Genomic DNA, 17,642 nt, shown 5'->3' with positions numbered 1-17,642 from the left:
TCTCGGCCCGTTCACCGCTCCCCGCCGTTGATCGGAAACAGCGGCTTGGCATCTTTGAGATCCAGCCCCCATTTCTTCATCAATGCGTCGTAGACACCGTCCTTCTGAAGCTTGATGAGCGCCTGTTGAATGGCGAGGGCCAATTGCTTGCCCTTTTCGTCGACACCGAAGCCGATGCCATACGGCGCTTCGCGGTTGTAGTGCACGATCTTGTACTTTGCCGGGAATCGGGTGGCGTTGTAGTAGCCCACCGGCGAATCGACCCACGCGACCTGACTGGCGCCCGTCGACAACGACAGCATCGTCATGTTCGAGTCGGGATACGTGGCGATCGTCAACGGCTTCTTGCCATTGCCGACACACTTGTCACTCAGTGCCCTCGCCTTTTCCATCGACGCCGTGCCGCGCGGCAACGCCAGTTGCAAACCGCATAGATCGTCGGGCGACTTCACCGTGATAGCGCTCGCGGGCGTCGTCACCACCGTCAGCCCCATGTCGAGATAGTCGACGAAGGTCACGACCTTTTGCCGTGCGGAAAAGTCAGCCAGCGAAAGCAGCACGTCGAAGCGGCTCGCGCTCAGCCCCGGAATCAGCGCATCGAATGACGATTGCGCGAGCTTGATCTTCAGACCCAGCACCTGCGCCGCCGCCGACAGCAGCTCCGGCGTAAAGCCCACGATCTCGCCGTCGCCATTGACGAACTTGATCGGCGCAACATCTGGGTTCACGCCCGCCGTGAGCGTGCCCCGGTCCCGATAGTATTTCGGCACCATCGCTGCGAGCTTGTCGTCGGCCTTGATATTCAGGATGGAAGCCGCCTCGGCTGCGCGTACGTTGCTTACGCCACCGAATAGCGCGAGAAGACATGCCGCAGCGGCAATCGCCGTGGCGGCGGGAATTCGAGGGGTCATGCGCATGGAACCTCGCGAGAGAAGTGAGGACAGGTGCCGCATCACGCCGCCTGCTGCGTGCTGCGCGCAAAGTCACGGTGATGCCAGAGCAGGCAGTCCGATGCGCCTTCGTCGTTGACGCTTGCCTCGGTAATCTGGCCGACGATGATGCTGTGAGTGAAGCCGTCATGGACTTTCGCAAGCCGGCACTCGAACACGACGACGGCGTCAACGAGCGTCGGAATATTCAACTTACCGCCCTGCCAATGTTCAGCGTCGAAACGCTCAGCACCGCGCAGCGAGGTGAACCGCTTGGCAACGCTCAGGTGTTGCGCGGACAGCAGGTTCACGGCGAACCGTTGCGTGCGCAGGATGACGTCGTGCGCCGACGCCGTCTTGTTGACGCACACGAGAATCGTAGCGGGGTCTGCGGACAGGCTGCAAACGGAGGTGGCGATCAGGCCGAACGGCACACCGGCCTCTTGTGTGGTGATGGCGGTGATGCCGCTGGCGAAGCACGTCATCGCGTGGCGAAAGACGTCAGCAGAAACTTGGGCGGTCATAGGCTTACCTCTGATATCTCTTGCTCAAAATTAGGCGGGTCAGCAAATGCGTGATCCGGCCGAGGGTGCGCAGCCAGCGCGCGCCCACGGCCTTCAGTCCTTTCAGTCACCGAACCGCAAGGGGTTGAGGCCAAGATTGCCGCGCAGCGTGCTTGCCGCATACTCCTCGCGGAACAGGCCGCGCCGGCGCAACTCCGGCAGAATCAGTGCGACAAAGTCATCCAGACCACCGGGTAGTGTCGCGGGGCACAGGTTGAAACCATCGGCGGCGCCTTCCCGGAACCACGCTTCCATATCGTCGACGATGTCCTGCGCCGTGCCGATCAACTGACGCCCGCCAGCGGCGCGCATTTTGTACAGTTGCCGAATCGTGAGGTTCTCGCGCTGCGCCAGTTCGATCAGCCCGTTGCCGATGCTGCTGACCGGCCCCGAACTGAGTGCCGGTACTGGCCCGTCGAGATCGTAGGCCGACAGGTCACCCAAGGTGCTGTACAGAATCGACAACCCGCTCAGCGGGTCAATCAACTCCTGCAACTGGTCGAACTTGTCTTGCGCTTCCTGCCGCGTGCGACCGACATAAGGCGTCAGGCCCGGCATGATCAGCAACTGATCGGGCGTGCGGCCATACTTTCCAAGGCGTCCTTTCAAGTCGGCGTAGTACTTCCGGGCCGACTGAATGTCGAACGATGCGCTGTAGACGACGTCGGCATTCTTCGCCGCGATCTCTCGCCCTGCTTCCGCCGCCCCCGCCTGCACGATCAACGGACGGCCTTGTGGCGTACGCGCCGAATTCAACGGACCCCGCACACTGAAATGCTTGCCCTTGTGGTTCGCCACATGCAGTTTCGCCTCGTCGTAGAAGATGCCGGACGCCTTGTCGCGCAGAAAGGCGTCGTCCTCCCAGCTATCCCAGAGCTTCTTCACGACATCGACGAATTCGTCGGCACGCTCGTAGCGCTCTTCATAGCCCAGATGCTCGTCGCGGCTGAAGTTCCACGCCTCTTGCTGCGACCACGACGTGACCACGTTCCAACCTGCGCGACCGCCGCTGATGTGGTCGATCGACGCGTATTTGCGCGCGATATGAAAGGGTTCGTTGTACGTGGTCGAAGCGGTGCCGACCAGCCCGATGTTCGACGTGCACGCGCCGAGCGCCGCCAGCAGCGTGAGCGGTTCGAGTTCGGCATTCTTCGCATCGCGCGACGCCGAACCCTTGGGGTTATCGGCCGTACGAACGCCAAGCCCGTCGGCGAAGAAGATCATGTCGAACTTGGCCGCTTCGGCCTTGCGTGCCGTGTCGAGAAAATACTTGAAGTCGATGGCCCCGGCGGCGGGTACTTCGGGGTGCCGCCATGCCGCCATGTGATAGCCCAGATAACGCATCGAGAGACCGAGTCTCATCTTTCCATCGTGTGCCATTGCTTGTCCTGTTGGATAAGAGGTTTGAAGCCAGAGGATTGAAGTCAGGAGATTGAAATGGGAGCGCCATGCGGTTGGCATTACCCGCGAATGCTCGCCACGAAGCGCTTGCTGCGCTCGGTGCCGGTGCCCTGAAAGATGTGTTCGGGGGAACCTTGGTCGACGATGCGGCCGCCGTCCATGAAGACCACCCGGTTCGAGACCTTGCGGGCGAAGTCCATTTCGTGCGTAACGACCACCATCGTGGTGCCGGACATCGCCAGCTCCTTCATCACGTCGAGCACTTCGTTCACGAGCTCCGGGTCGAGTGCGCTCGTCGGTTCGTCGAAGAGCATGATTTCCGGGTCCATCGCCAGCGCACGCGCAATCGCCACGCGCTGCTTCTGTCCGCCGGAGAGTTGCGACGGGTAGTGATGCAGCTTGTCGGCAAGCCCGACACGAGCGAGCAGATATTTGCCCCGTTCCAGCACGTCTTTGCGGGCCGCGCCACCCACGATGCGCGGGCCGGCCAGTACGTTTTCGAGCGCCGAATAATGGGGAAACAGGTGGAAGCCCTGAAAGACCATGCCGAAATAGCGGCGCTGGCGATCCAGCTCCTTGGTCGGCAAGCGCACGCGCCGTGCGCCGCGCAACTCGCTGCCGAGCACTTCGCGCTTGAACGTCACCTCGCCCGCATCGATGAGATCGAGCATGTTCATGCAGCGCAGCAACGTGCTTTTGCCCGACCCCGACGGCCCGATGATGGCCACGACGTCGCCCTTGTAGAGCGTGAAGTCGATGCCGTGCAGTGCCACGAACTCGCCGAACTGCTTCGTCACCGAGCGCATCTGAAGCAGCGGCTCATGCATCGCAATGGCGTGCGGAGAATGGTTTTCGGGGGTCGCGCTCATCGTTGGACTCCTTTCCCGAAGCGTCGCTCAAGCAGGCTCTGTCCACACATCGCAAGACTGGTCAGCAGCAGGTACCAGAGACAGGCCACCGTCAGCAGCGGGATGGTTTCGAAGGTCGTCGAATAGATCAATTGCACGGTCGTCAGCAACTCGACGTAGCCGATCACCGACGCGAGCGACGTGTTCTTGAACATCGTGATGAGCTCGTTGGCGAGGGGCGGGATGATGACGCGCACGGCCTGCGGAATGACCACGTGCCACATCATGCGAAGGTCGCTCATACCCATGGCCTTGCACGCCTCGCGCTGCCCTTTGTCGACGGCAGCCAGCCCGCTGCGGAAGATCTCGGCGCTGTGCCCGCCAAGGTAGATCGCCAGCCCGATCATCGCGGCACTGAAGCGCGAGATGACGTTGCTGGTATCGATATCGAACAGGTTCACGTTCAACAGCGGAATCGGCAGATACAGGCGGGGCACCAGCGCGGAGATGAAGAACAGAAACAACAGCATCGCCAGCGTGGGCGTGGCTCGGATAATCCAGATGTAGGTCAGCGCCGCCCCGCGAAGCACCGGGTTCTCCGCCATGCGGCAAGCCGCGACGATGCCACCCAGCACGAGTCCCAGCACGCTGGCAAACGCCGTCAGGATCAGCGTATTGGCCAGCCCGGCAAGCACACGCGCATTGAAGAAGTAATGGGAGACCACGTCCCACTGCCAGCGCGGGTTGTCGATCACCCCCTGATAGAACAGCACCAGCGCGACACCGGACAGGCCGTACCAGAGCCAATCGGACTTCTTGGGGCGGGCGTGGATGCGCAGCGTTGCCGGCGGCCCGTCGGTGCTGTCGTCGCGCCTTGCCGCCGAGAGTGGATAGACGGTTTCGTTATTCATATGGTGAGACACCCTCCAAAGTGTTGGGGTTAACCCCGCTTTCAGCACAATTAGTTATTGCTGGCGATTCCGGCATCCATCCAAATAGAATGGGGAATAGCGAAAGGTTAGAAATTCAAAAAGCCCTTGTGAAATGCTTTCTTTTCGGCAATCGATAATGTTTTGTTATTGGGTGAATGGATGAAGATTCGTCAGTTGGAGGCGTTCCGGGCGGTGATGCTTCACCAGACGGTGACGCAGGCAAGCGAGATGCTCCACATCTCGCAACCCGCAACCACACGCTTGCTCGCCGATCTGGAGCGCTCGCTGAAGTTCAGGCTGTTCGATCGTGTGAAGGGACGGCTCTACCCGACGGTCGAAGCGCAGGCGTTGTTCGAGGAAGTGCAGCGATCGCTGGCCGGTGTGGACCGGATTGCCCGGGCGGCGGACGAGATCAGAAACTTGCAGCGCGGCACGCTGCATATCGCGGCAGCACCGGCGCTGGCGCTGTCGTTCCTGCCGCACGCCATTGCGGACTACCTGAAGACACGTCCAGAAGCGCACGTCTCGATGGCCATGCACTCGACGCGCTCGATCGTGGATATGGTGATGGGACAACGGTGCGACGTGGGTTTTGCCAGACTGTCGCTCAACCGCACGACGTCGCACGGCGAGCGGCTGGTGGCCGCGAAGATGGTGTGTGCGTTACCGGCGGGGCACCGGCTGTGTTCGCATGACGTCATCGGGCCCACGGATCTGGCGGGCGAGCGCTTTGTGGCGCACCCGAGAAGCGTGGAAGCCCGCTTGCAGATCGATGCGTTGCTCGCCGCCCATGGCGTCGAAGTGAAGATGCAGATGGAAAGCCAGATCTCGTATGCGATCTGTTCGTTCGTTGAGGCGGGGGCTGGCGTGGCGGTGATCGACGCGTTCAGTGCGTGGAGCTATCGCGGCTCCGGCGTCGTGTTCAAGCCGTTTGAGCCCGCCATCCTGACCGATACGGCGGTGCTCACGCCGTCACAGCGGCCGACGCCGTTGCTGTTGAAGTCGTTTGTCGCCCATGTCAGGCGGTATGCGCTCGATACGCTGGGCGACGGTGTCGTGGCCAATTAAAGGCGGCCCGGGCAAGCGTCAGGCGGGTGACACGCCGCCCGCCAGTTTCTGCGCCAACATGGCCTTCACCTCAGGCCACTCGGCGTCGATGATGCTAAATCGCACCGAGTTGCGCTTACGGCCGTCGGGCATGATGCGCTCGTGCCGGACAATGCCTTCCTGCGTCGCGCCAATGCGAAGAATGGCGGCGCGGGATTTCTCGTTGGTTTCGTCGGTGGTGAATTGGACGCGCACACACTGCATCACGTCGAACGCGTGCGTCAACAACAAATACTTGGCTTCGGTGTTGATGGGAGAGCGCTGGACGGACTGACTGAGCCACGTGTGACCGATTTCTAGCTTCCGGTTGGCGCGATCGATCTTCCAGAAGCGCGTGCTGCCAACCACCCGGCCGGTGTCGCGCGCCACCACCACGAACGGCATGACGGTACCGTCCTCTCTGCCCTTGAGTGCCTTGTCGAGATAGGCGTCGATGGTCCCGAGCCCGGGCACGACCGTGAACTTCAGGTTCCATAGCTCGCCGTCGGCGGCCGCCTCGACCAGTGCCGACCGGTGGCCGGCTTCCAGGGGGTGCAGCTCAACGCTGTTACCCACCAGCGTGGTCCGCAAATCGTCAACTTCAAAGCCGGTCGTTGCCATTACAGATTCCGATCCTTCAGTACGCTCACAAGACAGATTTTCGATGCACAACCCGTGTTGCGACGGGCGGTGTTAATGATCATCGAAACTGTTCTGGGAACGCAAGACTTCCTCGATGTGGTTTTCCGCCCACGCAACCAATGGCTCGACCAGCTCGGAGAGCGTGTGTCCGAGTTCGGTCAGCGAGTACTCGACGGTCACCGGCACCGTGGCGAACGCCTCACGGTGTACCAGCCCGTCGCGCTCCAGCTTTTGCAGCGTCTGGCTAAGTGCTTTTGGCGAGATGCCACCAATTTCACGGCGCAGTTGGTTGAACCGCTGCACGTCGTCCCGCAGAATCTTGACGATCAGCAGCGACCATTTGTCCGCCAGCCGGCTGAACACCAGCCGGGCCGGACAGCCTTCCATATAAACGTTGTAACGACTCTCGATCTCGCTCGGCGTCGCAAGCGCGGCATTGCGCGGCATGATATCCCTCCGGTAACCAGTTACCACCAGGTAACTTCTTGTTTGGCTGCTATACAAAATATACTATCGACGCTCCAGTGCCAATCCGGCATTTTCTCGATGTGTAAGGAGTTGTCATGGCAAAAACGGCCATCGTTTATTTTTCGGGCTACGGACATACGAAGCGTGCTGCCGAAGCGGCCGCACAGGGCAGCGGCGCCGATCTCATCGAGATCAGCGAAGACGGTAACGTGAGCGACTCGGGTTGGGACACGCTGGCGCAAGCGCAGGCCATCATTTTCGGCACGCCGACCTACATGGGCTCGGTGCCCTGGCAGTTCAAGAAGTTTGCCGATGCGTCGTCCAAGCAGTGGTTCGGACGCGGCTGGCAGGACAAGGTGTTCGGCGGCTTCACGAACAGCGCGAGCCTGAACGGCGACAAGCAGGTCACGCTGATCTATTTGCAGACGCTCGCCTCGCAGCACGGCGGCATCTGGGTCAGCCTCGGCTTGCTGCCTGCCAACACCAAGGCCGCCACGCGCGAAGACATCAACAATCTGGGCGGCTCGGTGGGCGCGCTGGTGCAATCACCGTCCGACGCCTCGACCGACGAGATCTCCACCGGCGATCTCGAAACGGTCAAGCGCTATGCGGCACGCGTCGCGCAAGTCGCGTCCCGCCTGCACGCCGCCGCCCAGTAAAACGTAGCGCCCTCGCCTTCCGGCGGTCTATCTGGCTTCATGGCTGTTCATCACGCGCCTTCAACTGGTACTGGTACCAGGCGATCAACGCGATGATGAACAGCACCAGAAAGATTGGGATCATGTAGCCCCGTGCCAGCCATCGCAGGAATGGGTCGCAGAAGAGCAAGGCCAGCGCCAGCAGAATCCACACCGCTGCAATCACGACTGCCGGGGCATGACGGTAGCGCGCCATGAGTTCGCGCCAGCGGCACGACACGTAGTACGCCACCGCACAGCCAAGCAGAAGCAACAACACGATCTTCGTCGCCAACCGGAACGCGTAAAGGTTCTCGCATACGGTCTTGCAGACGGCGGAGGCCTGCGCTCCCGCGGGCTTTTGATAGTAGTCGGCAAGACATTCGCTGATACTGCGTGTCATCGTGCAAGCCTGAACGCCCGGCGTCGGGGAAAGTTCAGCCACGGTCGCAGCCGTGGCGTCGGCTGCCCCTGCACCACTCGCCCCGCCGGACTTGTCGCCTGCGGCGTCTCCCGCCTTCGCGTCGGTTCGCATCGGCATCGGCCAGAAACCGATGCCGCCGAAGTTGTCCTGCGCGTAGATGATGTCGTCCTGAAGTTGCTGCCAGTTGTCGTTATCGAACGTAATCACCGGCACAATCTGGCGCAACACGAGCTGACGCTCTTCCCCATGCAGCCCGCCCTCTACCGACAGCCGAAGCGCCTTCTTCGAATCGGTGGTCGGCTCGTCGAGCAGCACCAGAAAGTGAGGCCTTCGATTGCGCTCGCGCTCGACGCGCGCCAGCATATCGGTCGACGGATTGCGATCGTTCTCCATCACCAACTTGAGCAGGTTTTCGTAGTCGTACGCGCCGTGACCGACCCGGTCGTGCCGCATCATGATGTCGATGCGATCGCCCGCGCCCGCCTTGCGCAGTTTGGTACGCAGTTGGTCGATGAACTGGTTGAACGCCTGCACCGATACCGGGTCGTCCGGATACCCGTCGAAGAAGATCACCACGCCGCCGCCATTGGTCGGCGCAAAGCGTGCGCCGAACGGCAGGTGATTCGATACCGTTGCAGTCCAATTGCGAAGCCGCGTGGAGAGCAAGCGCACGATGTCTTCGCCCACTCGCTCCAGCACCTGTTCCTTGCGGTTCTTGTCCAGTCGCGCCCATGTGCGCCAGTCGTTGCGCTGGATCACCCATTGCACGTTGCTCTGATGCCGCTGGGCGACACTCACGAAATCGCCGGGTAACGACGCCCCGGCCTGCGCCAGTTCGACAAAGTCACGACCGTCGTTGGCCTGTTGCAGCTTGCCCGTATCGTCGAATGTCGCGCCGTAGTACCCGATGCTCGTGAGCGTGCTGAAATTGACGACCTGCGACGGCCCTGCCATCCAGAACGGAAAGAAGCCGTAGATCTCGCCTTGCAGTTGGTCGAGCACACAGCCGCATCCGTTGCCATCCCAATGCACCTGACGCGTCGGGTCGAAGGCCGGACGCTTGCGCGCCGTGGCGACGAGCGACGGCCGGAACCGGTCGTACAGCGTCTGCAACAGTTGCGGCAGCGACAGTACGTCGACGTTGCTGCATTGGCCTTTCTTCCAGAGCGCATCGAGTTGTGCGAACAGCGCCGGATCTTTCAGCACCGCCGACAGTTGTTGCATCTGCTCCGCAGAAATCTTGCGCGCGTCGGCCACGCTGCCCGGGATACCGGTCGGGCACGCGCCGACACCCTGACGCAGACGCGCCATCACAGCACGGTCGAACAGCCACAACTGCGGGTATTGCAGACCTTGCAGCCCCTTGAGCATGTCGAGCACTACCGGCGGCACGGCCTCATTACGACGGCTCGTGGCCAGCTCGGCGAGCGACTGCTGCGTCAGCACGTAGGTGGTTTGCGTCTGCGCCGCGCGCATGATGTCGGCGACGTAAGGGTCGACGGGCGTCTTGATGTCCGCCGTGGCATCGAGAATGGCTTCGTTGAAATCCGCCTGACTGGCGTATTCCTCGGTCAGACCTGAGACGGCATCAATGATCGGCGCCGGTACACGGCCTGCCTGCCGGAGTTGCTGCACCGAGATGTCGGTCAGTTGATAGGTGGTAGTGACGGCTGCGGCGCGGGCTTCGGGCAGATACGCGTCAGCCTGCGCGCCCAGATCCTTGAGCGCGTCGAGGACCGCCGCGTCGAACAGCGGCTGGTTCAGATAGACCTTGTCCTGAAGGGCCGAGAGCTTGTCGATCACCTTCGACTTGGACGCCAGCAGGCGGAAGTCATTCGCATCAAGCGTGTAGTTGTAGATCGTCAGCAGCGCACGGTCGGGGTCAGGTCCGGCATTGCGCTTGCCATCGGTATCGAGATGGTAGAGCCACAGCATCGCCGCGATTTCGTCGTCGGTACCGGCGAGCCGGATCTGGTAGTAGCGCGCTTGCTCACGGGGATCGAAACCGTCGATCCAGCGCCCGAGGTCCGCGCCGACAAGGTCGGTCTTCCACTGCGGGTGTGCCCGCACGATGGTGGCGAACTTCAGCAGTGCCTGCACCGAGGCGTTGGTCAGATTGCCTACCGGCTGCATCTTGAAGTCGAGCCAGAACCGGTTGAGCCACGACAACGTGATCGGGCCGACCAGATTGTCGGATAAAGGACGCGTGCTCTCTCGATAGGCTTGCAGGTACGCCGGGTCATCAGAATAGATCGTGAGCAACGCCTGCTGAATCGCGCGACGGGTGGCCGGCGCGAGATGGCGGACGACGTCGGCTGAGATCAGGACGGCGGCGGCACCGCTCGTCGGCTCAGGTGCGACCTGCACGGTGTTGACGATGCGCCACGCGTCCTGAGGCGTCATCGGCTTGCCATCACTGCCCACGGGCGGCGCCATGTTGGCCGAGCGCGCTACCGGCGACATAGCGGCCGGGGCTGCCACTGGCTCGACGGGGGCAGTTGGCATCGTCGGTGTCACCGGCGTGGCAGGCTTCGGCGCAACGACGGGGACAACGGCCGGCGCGACCACTGCGGCAGAGGCTGTCGATGAGGTCGATGGCGTCGTTATCGTCGCGGGTGCAGATACGGCCGAAGGTGTGGAGGACGCCGACGCTGAAGATGCCGCAGCCACAGCGGCGGCCTGTGGCGCTGATGCCGCGATCGCGCCCGACGCCGTTGCGTGCCCCTGCAAAGGCAGCATCACACCGGCGAGTGCGGTACATAGCGCAGCGATACTGCCCCGCTTTGGAAGCCGATGCAGGCCAAACGCGCGGGCGAACCCGTGGGTGGAGAACAGGATGCTCATATCAGATCGTCCGCCCTTCCTTGATGAGTTCTCGCCGGACGCCGCGCAGCAGGTCGGCCTGACAAACGGTGTCGCGACCATCGCGTTCCGCGCGCATGGCCGCGTGCTGAGCAACGTTGAGCAGTGCGCCACCTGAGAGCACATGGTTTTCGGCCAGCGTTACGAGATCCACATCAGCCGCCAGACCGCGACGCTCGGGAAACAGGTTCTTCCAGAGACGCAGACGTTGCTCGCTGTCGGGCAACGGAAAATGGATAGCACTTTGAAACCGTCGCGCGAAAGCTTCGTCGATGTTGCCCTTCAGGTTGGTCGCCAGCAGCACAACGCCGGGGTAGTCTTCGATCCGTTGGAGCAGATACGCGACTTCCTGATTCGCATGACGATCGTTCGCGCTGCTGCCTTCCGTTCGCTTGCCGAACAGCGCATCGGCTTCGTCGAAGAAGAGAATCCAGCGCTTGTTCTGCGCCTGATCGAACACGTTGGCCATGTTCTTCTCCGTCTCGCCGATGTACTTCGAGACGATTTTCGACAGGTCGATGCGGTAGACGTCAACGTGCGCCGCCTTGCCAAGCAACGACGCCGTGAGTGTCTTGCCGGTGCCGGGCGGCCCATAGAACAGCGCCCGGAAGCCCGGTTTGACCATGCGATCGAGATGCCAGCGGCGCATGACGGCTTCGCCACCATCGAGCCATTGACGAATCTGGTCGATCTCGTCGATGACTTCAGGTGCAAGAACAAGGTCGTTCCAGTCGCGCATCGTGGTGATGCGCTTGGCCGGAAAGCCCGCGCTGTAGTCAGGCTTGTGTTCACTGCCGGAAGTGCATCGCTCGAGAAAGTCACGTTCCACGTGCAAGGCGGCAGCGAGTGCTGGTTCACCGTCGGCGCGCCGTTCCAGACGCAAGATGGACTCTCGGGCAAACGTGTGATCGGCGTCGAATAACTGCAATATCTCGAAACGACGCGCGAGATCGTCACCGGCAAGCACGAACGCTGCGGTTTCGCAGGTCGGTAGCAGGCCACTGTGATGCTGACCACGCCAGCCGCCGAATTCGGTGAACTGCCGCTCGGTGTTCTTGTTTTGCGTAAACAGCAGGTCGAGCGCCTGCGGCCGGATATGCGGCAACAAGGCGAGCATCAGCACGACACGCGCATCGAAGTTCGACGCGAGCCCCAAGGCTTGCAACGCGACAGCAAACGGCGACGGGTCATCTTTCAGGTCCGGCGGTACGTGCGCGTAGATGTCATGCGGACCGCCTTCGTGCATGAAATAAGCATGCATGCGCGTTTCGAGCACGGCATTGAACCACGCGATTTCGCGCGAAAGACTGTCGGCGTTGGCCACGAGCGCATCGGTCGGCGGGATGGTCGAAAGGGTTGTCGAATCGATCATGTCCATTGCACCCACAGCGGAAGCGGCATCCATGACAACTGCACGGTCGAGACGCTCCACGGCAGTTGGTTGAGCAGCACATCGAAGGCACTACGCTGCACATCGAGATGCCAACCGTTGTCCCCCATCGACAACCTTCCCGGGCGTTGCAGAAAGGTCTCGCGCAGTCCCGCCGGCGAGGTATTCCCCAACACCGACCAGTGCTGGATCATCGCGACGAGCAACTGATCGATGATCGTGCGCTCGTTCTCGGTCACGTCAATACGACGCGCGACCGGCGCATTCAACGCGACACCGCAGAGCAGTTTGTGCAGTGTCAAATGGGGTTCCGGCGCCTCGTCGTGGCCGCTGACGAGGTAATGCAGGAGCAGGACGGCGCGCTCGGCCGCCGCTTCGCTGACAAATCGGCTCCGCTTCGGATGGCCGTCCCCGTATGCCTCGACGAGCGACAGCATGTCCCAAAGGCGCGGCAGGAACGGCCAGACAAGGACCGCCCCCGCGTGTGTCACTTGCATTGGCGTGAGCGACGGGTCGGATGCGCCCACGGCAGGAATGCCGATATCGATGCCGGTTTGTTCTCGCACGCGAGCCGCAAGTGCGGGCGGAATTTGACTGCCGGTTACCTGTGCCAGCCGGGCGACGAGCGCGGACGCCAATTTCGCTGGGGCATAGGCGCGTTGCGGGGCGAACAACCACGTGAACAACAATAGCCACCGGGTACGTTCCAACTGCGCGGGTGGCGTTGTGTCGACGCTTAGGGAAAACAAGTCGGTGACGTCCGACGACAGGCGCAACATCCGGTCGACCTCGGCGGTATCGCGCGGCGACAGACGGGCGAATCCGGGCCACATGTCGGTCGGTACAAGGTCAAGCCATTGCCCAGCCAATGTGTCATCGCTGGCGGCCGCTGAAAGGATCGGGCGCAAGGCAGACGCGCCCGCTTGCATCGCCTGCCGCAACCAGATATCCATCCCTGCCGGAGGCGCCGCGCGGCCATTGCGGAAGTCCGGCGACGAGAGATAGTCGAGGTAGTCGATGGGCGGTGTCGATGCCATGTCTGGGCGAGACTCTTGAGTGGGGTGCGAAGCGGTAGGCAGCGCGTGCGGCTGAGTGGGAGGCGGGCTGGATTCGGTAAGCGTCGCCGGTACCGTGATAGGGACCGTGCTGTCGGCGTTGTCGGCGGTGTCGGTGGCGTCGGTGGTGTCGGTGGTGTCGGTGGTGTCGGTGGTGTCGGCGTAATTGGCGTTTCCGGTGCTGTCGGCGGTGCGGGCGTTATCGGTGCTCCCAGCCGACGCCTCTTCGCTCAACACCTCAAGATCGAGCGTCGCACCGGTCACTAATCCGGCGGCGACGCTGGCGTAGTAGCGGGCAACAGCGCGGGTAGCGTCATGCGGCGCATGCGGCACATGCGGCACATGCGGTTCAGGCGGCGCAGTGGGCGCGTGCGCCACGATGGCGTCGTAAAAGGTTTCCCGATGCGCCGCCGGAATGTCGTCATTCACCGTGACGACGATATCCACGATGCTGGCCCATGCGTCTGGCGAGATGCCATCGGGCCCGGACGTCAGTAGCGTGTGACTCTGGTCAAGCGCGCTTTGCAAAACGGTGCGCGCCTCCCGCGATAAACGCCCCGCTCGACTCACCAAAGACGCGCCCTTTGGCACCTCGCTCTGGTGGAAGCGCAATAACCGCTGCACTGCGTCATGAGCGTTGGTGCCGCGAGTCGCGGCGGGCTCGTTGATCGCGGCGGCCTCGTTTGTCTCGTTTGTCTCGTTTGTCTCGTTTGTCTCGTTTGTCTCGTTTGTCTCGTTTGTCTCGTTTGTCTCGTTTGCCTCGTTTGTCCCGCTGGTCACGTTGGTGCCGTGCCAGTCAACACTGGCATCGACGCCATCCGCCGTGCTTGAACCCTCTTCCCGCACGACAGAGGTGAGAGGCCGGGACGCTTGGGTTGTTTCGCTAGCCCCCGCGTCGACCGCTCCAACGCTCAAGCCGTCTATTCCGATATCCGCACGCATTTCGTGAGCCTCAACCGGGGCGCGGTTGGCCACACGCGTCATTGGTCGAATGTCGGCATCAATCGGCTGATCGACGTGAGACCCTGAGCGCAACTCCCATTGATCCAGCAACCGAAGCTGCCATGCGGCAGGGCTCACACCAAGTGCTACGTGATGCAACCCTTCGGATGTAGAGGACACATTGGACGATTCGCGGATGAGCTTTCCGAATATCGCCTTCCAGACCGCTCGCTTCCAAGCATCCACGGACGCGTTGGACAATGGCGTCGACACGCCCTGCGATGAAGGCCGTTGCGCAACGGCTTCCGGTTCGCTGCTTGCTTCAGCAGCCCGTCCGCCTGTCGTGCGGCTGGTTGAATCGGTGCCCGTGGTGCCAACGGATACATCAGCGCCGGACTCACTGTGATTGGTTTGCGGGTTTCCGACGACAGCGTCAACGTCTGCACGCTCAAGATCGGTCAATGCATCCTGTCGAGAGAGTGCCCTGAGTCTGTGCCAGTGCATCGTCGCGCCCGGGCTCAACAGCACCGCCAGATCCAGCAGCATGTCTTCAGGGAACACGGCAACGATCCGACTCAACACGTCGTCGTGTTGACCGTAGTGCCGAAACGCATCGACAAGCATTTCGCTATGTTCAGTCACCCAGACAGGCCAGTCGTCATACAGTCCAGCCGGTGAACCGCTGAGCAACGCGTCGATCAACCGGCCCCGCGCGCCGACGCTGCCATCTTGGCTCGGGTGCACCGCGATAGACGACGCGGACACCGTGGGCGATTGCTCAGCCTCGTGCGTGGATAGAACCCCGCCGTCCGACATCGGAGTAGATGTACGCGTGTGCGTTCTCGTTTGCGTCGGCGGCGTAGTAGTCAGCGCAGACGATGGGCTTCCCGGCGCTTTCGCTTTCGCGCTCGCGTTCCCGTTAGCAGTATTCGCTTTCGCTCCGCCATCGGAGATTGGCGGCGCACTTGGCGAACGCTCTGCGCGATGATGCGAACCGGCCTCGGCGAGGATCGGGCGCTCGTCTTTTATGAAGTTGACGGCTATAGGTGCGCCCATTCCCGAGAAGTCCGACGGCGCCGCCGATGCCGATGCAGGTGCGGCGCTCAACGATGGCAGCGAGGGCACGTCAGGCATTTCGACAAGGTCTCGGGCGTGCCGAAGTCGTTCTGGATTAGTGCGATCCTCGGGCAAGCCCAAGGTCAGTCGATCCGTCCCTGCGCCGGTCGATGGTGACACGGTGTCGTCTTCGGTGTCGGCTGCCAGAGATTGGAGAACACGCAGGTTTGTTGTCGGTGTCGCGCCGGACTCGTCGTCGTTGGCGAGCGGGTCGGTATGGACCGATAAGTCGGTGACGGCGGCTGCGACCGCTTCAGACCACGCGCGCCGACGCGCCCAACCAGTGAGCGAACGGTGGCCCCATGCCTTCGGCGATACCGAATCGTCACTGACGCGGCGCACTGACGTGTTGAAAATGCGCTCACCGTCGGGTGATGCGGGATCATCGATGATGTCACCGTTTTCGCCGTTGTCACTTGGGCCGCTGGTACTACCGACACCGTCGGCACTGCGGTACCCAGCGTAACCAACCAGATCAGACCCACCTGCGTTGTCACGGCTGACAGCGATTTCAGGGACGCCCCCCGCAGCACGCACGGCAAGCGTTTCCCCCTGAAGCAGCGACAACATGTCGGACAGCAATGACACCGGCAGCGACATCGCCATGCGGTCGCGTAGATCCGGGTATGCCGCGTAATGGTGTAGCGCGTCCCGGAGTAATGCTGGTGCGTCGGCCATCAAGTGCGGCCAAATGTCGTAAAGCGCCTGCGCTTGCCCTCGCGTCAACGCGTTCGCCAACAGATTTCGTATGCGGGCAAGCGAGTGAGCTGCCGACGGGCCGTATGGCAGCAGCGTTTCGGCGTTCTCATCCGTTGGCTGCACCGCATCATTCTTGGTTGGCAAGAAGTCGTCCGCTGCGAGATTGTCACTGGCGATAGCGATGGCAGTGGCGGAGGTGGTGCCGATGTCGGTGGCCGCAGCCTCGCGGTGTGTGTCTGATTCGCCCCACACCGCAGCGCTCCGCGACGATGGTTCAGTTTCCGCAGCGGCCCGCGCCACACGCGCCGGGTCGACAACGCCATCGTGAAGTGAGCCACCCGGAGCATCAGATGCTTCAGTCGCACCAGCGCGATACGTGGGCAGTACAACGCTCACATCTGAAACCGCTTCACGCGATTCGGCGCGAAGTCGGTTCTGGTTCTGGTTCTGGTTCTGGTTCTGACTCTTACGCTGATCCTGATCCTGATCCTGATGTTGAGGCTGAAGCTGATGCTTATCCTGAGGTTGGGCTTGAGCTTGGGTTTCACGCGGACGACGCATCTCGCCATCTGCTACTCGCCGTATCTCCCCCTCCCTACGCTCCATACCGTCGCGAGCAGCACGCTCCGTCTCGCCAGCCCGCGCCAATCGTCGAAGCACCGTCAGCATGGCGGGTGCATCCGAGACGTGTTTCTCACTCACCAACTGCAAGACGTGCATAGCTCGCCCGGCAACGCCATCCGTCCTGCCACCGTTGCCCATCGCGCCGGTGCCAGTGACGGAAAGCGCCAACACTGCCTCCCACACCTCGTGCCAAGGCATTTGCAGCGTTCCTGCGTCCAGCGGCGTCAGGCCGACCGTCAACAGCTTCTCGCTCGCAGCAACCCGTGCAGAAGCCCGCGCCTCCCGCTCCCAACCTGCGACAGCCAGCGCCCGGTCCAGCGCGTGCAAGTCCGCTAACCAGCGTTGCGCTTCCGCAGGTCTTAACGCGTGGAGCAGCGCTTCAATCTGCGCAGCAGGGAACTGCCGCACCAACCGCGCCATCTGCACATCGCGGTCCCCACTGGCCAACAGCAAGCGTCGTACCGCCTCCACGTCGCCCGACATTACCCTCGCGAGCAGCGCCTCCAACGAAGCCCCCACCGCATCCGGTTTTGCCTTTCGCTGCTCAGTGCTGTGCCCGCCCGACGCCGGATCGGGCAAAGGTGCCTTGCGTGCGTCGTGTGCCAGTGCGGTTGCCGCATGCGCCGGCAACCGGCCGTCCCTCAAGAACCGAACCAGTTCCGCAGCGTCGGCTTCCACGGCAGACGAAAAGCGCGTCACCACGGAATTTCGCCGCCCGCGCGCGGAAAACTCACGCCCCGCCAGCACCTGCTCAAGCGCGTCGGATAAGCCTTCCGCCAGCGCCTCGGGCAAGTCAGCCACGGCCACATCACCAAGATCAACGTCGAGCTGGTCAATGCGAACCACCGCATCGCCGGGCGCACGCGTGTCAAACACCGACACCACCACCGGCAACAGCCGTTCAACCACCAGCGCGCGCAGCGCATCGCTTCGCGACATGTCCAGCCCGCCTGCCGTGAAGGTCAGGTCGAACGCCAGATGATC

General features: G+C 62.3%; 12 protein-coding genes. 2 read left to right on the top strand and 10 right to left on the bottom strand.

Annotated features, from left to right (window positions below; translation table 11 throughout):
• Positions 1-11: 11 nt before the first annotated feature.
• The 5 genes from AT302_RS11865 to AT302_RS11845 form a co-directional block, all read right to left on the bottom strand.
• Entirely contained in the window at positions 12-917 is a 906-nt protein-coding gene (locus AT302_RS11865) for an ABC transporter substrate-binding protein (RefSeq protein WP_167365799.1), read from the bottom strand.
• Positions 918-952: 35 nt separating this feature from the next.
• A complete protein-coding gene (locus AT302_RS11860; protein WP_058378622.1) occupies positions 953-1,453 on the bottom strand; it encodes a flavin reductase family protein in 501 nt (166 codons plus the stop codon).
• A 102-nt stretch (positions 1,454-1,555) separates the two neighbouring features.
• Positions 1,556-2,872 (bottom strand): LLM class flavin-dependent oxidoreductase, encoded by a 1,317-nt coding sequence (locus AT302_RS11855; protein ID WP_058378621.1) that lies wholly within the window; start codon positions 2,870-2,872, stop codon positions 1,556-1,558.
• Positions 2,873-2,952: 80 nt separating this feature from the next.
• Positions 2,953-3,762 (bottom strand): amino acid ABC transporter ATP-binding protein, encoded by an 810-nt coding sequence (locus tag AT302_RS11850; protein WP_084656177.1) that lies wholly within the window; start codon positions 3,760-3,762, stop codon positions 2,953-2,955.
• Entirely contained in the window at positions 3,759-4,652 is an 894-nt protein-coding gene (locus AT302_RS11845; RefSeq protein ID WP_084656176.1) for an amino acid ABC transporter permease, read from the bottom strand. The genes AT302_RS11850 and AT302_RS11845 overlap by 4 nt, the downstream gene beginning before the upstream one ends.
• Before the next feature lie 180 nt (positions 4,653-4,832).
• Here AT302_RS11845 and AT302_RS11840 point away from each other — a divergent pair, with 180 nt between their 5' ends.
• Positions 4,833-5,741 carry a LysR substrate-binding domain-containing protein gene (locus tag AT302_RS11840; protein ID WP_058378620.1) on the top strand — a complete coding sequence of 303 codons (909 nt, stop codon included), beginning with the start codon at positions 4,833-4,835 and terminating at the stop codon, positions 5,739-5,741.
• A gap of 18 nt (positions 5,742-5,759) precedes the next feature.
• On the opposite strand, the gene AT302_RS11835 is transcribed toward AT302_RS11840, so the two are convergent.
• Both AT302_RS11835 and AT302_RS11830 read right to left on the bottom strand, forming a co-directional pair.
• Positions 5,760-6,380, bottom strand: coding sequence for a GNAT family N-acetyltransferase (locus AT302_RS11835; RefSeq protein WP_058378619.1), 621 nt, complete (start codon positions 6,378-6,380; stop codon positions 5,760-5,762).
• 72 nt (positions 6,381-6,452) lie between these two features.
• Positions 6,453-6,848 (bottom strand): winged helix-turn-helix transcriptional regulator, encoded by a 396-nt coding sequence (locus AT302_RS11830; RefSeq protein ID WP_157125774.1) that lies wholly within the window; start codon positions 6,846-6,848, stop codon positions 6,453-6,455.
• Between the two features lie 116 nt (positions 6,849-6,964).
• Between AT302_RS11830 and AT302_RS11825 the strand changes: the two genes are divergently transcribed.
• On the top strand, positions 6,965-7,528 hold the full coding sequence (locus AT302_RS11825; protein ID WP_058378618.1) for a flavodoxin family protein: 564 nt from the start codon (positions 6,965-6,967) through the stop codon (positions 7,526-7,528).
• Between the two features lie 37 nt (positions 7,529-7,565).
• Here the strand turns inward: AT302_RS11825 and AT302_RS11820 are convergent, their stop codons facing one another.
• From AT302_RS11820 to AT302_RS27600, 3 genes are read right to left on the bottom strand one after another with little or no spacing between them, the layout of a single operon-like run.
• Complete coding sequence (locus AT302_RS11820) at positions 7,566-10,814, bottom strand: hypothetical protein (protein WP_157125773.1); 3,249 nt, start codon at positions 10,812-10,814, stop codon at positions 7,566-7,568.
• A gap of 1 nt (position 10,815) precedes the next feature.
• Positions 10,816-12,237 carry an ATP-binding protein gene (locus tag AT302_RS11810; RefSeq protein ID WP_237172131.1) on the bottom strand — a complete coding sequence of 474 codons (1,422 nt, stop codon included), beginning with the start codon at positions 12,235-12,237 and terminating at the stop codon, positions 10,816-10,818.
• Entirely contained in the window at positions 12,201-17,597 is a 5,397-nt protein-coding gene (locus AT302_RS27600) for a contractile injection system tape measure protein (RefSeq protein ID WP_237172182.1), read from the bottom strand. Before AT302_RS27600 ends, AT302_RS11810 begins: the two co-directional genes overlap by 37 nt.
• Positions 17,598-17,642 lie beyond the last annotated feature (45 nt).

Origin of the sequence: Pandoraea norimbergensis, from assembly GCF_001465545.3 — a bacterium.
Lineage (GTDB): Bacteria > Pseudomonadota > Gammaproteobacteria > Burkholderiales > Burkholderiaceae > Pandoraea > Pandoraea norimbergensis.
Note: the sequence above shows the minus strand (reverse complement) of the source record. Positions and strands in the feature narration are given on the sequence as shown.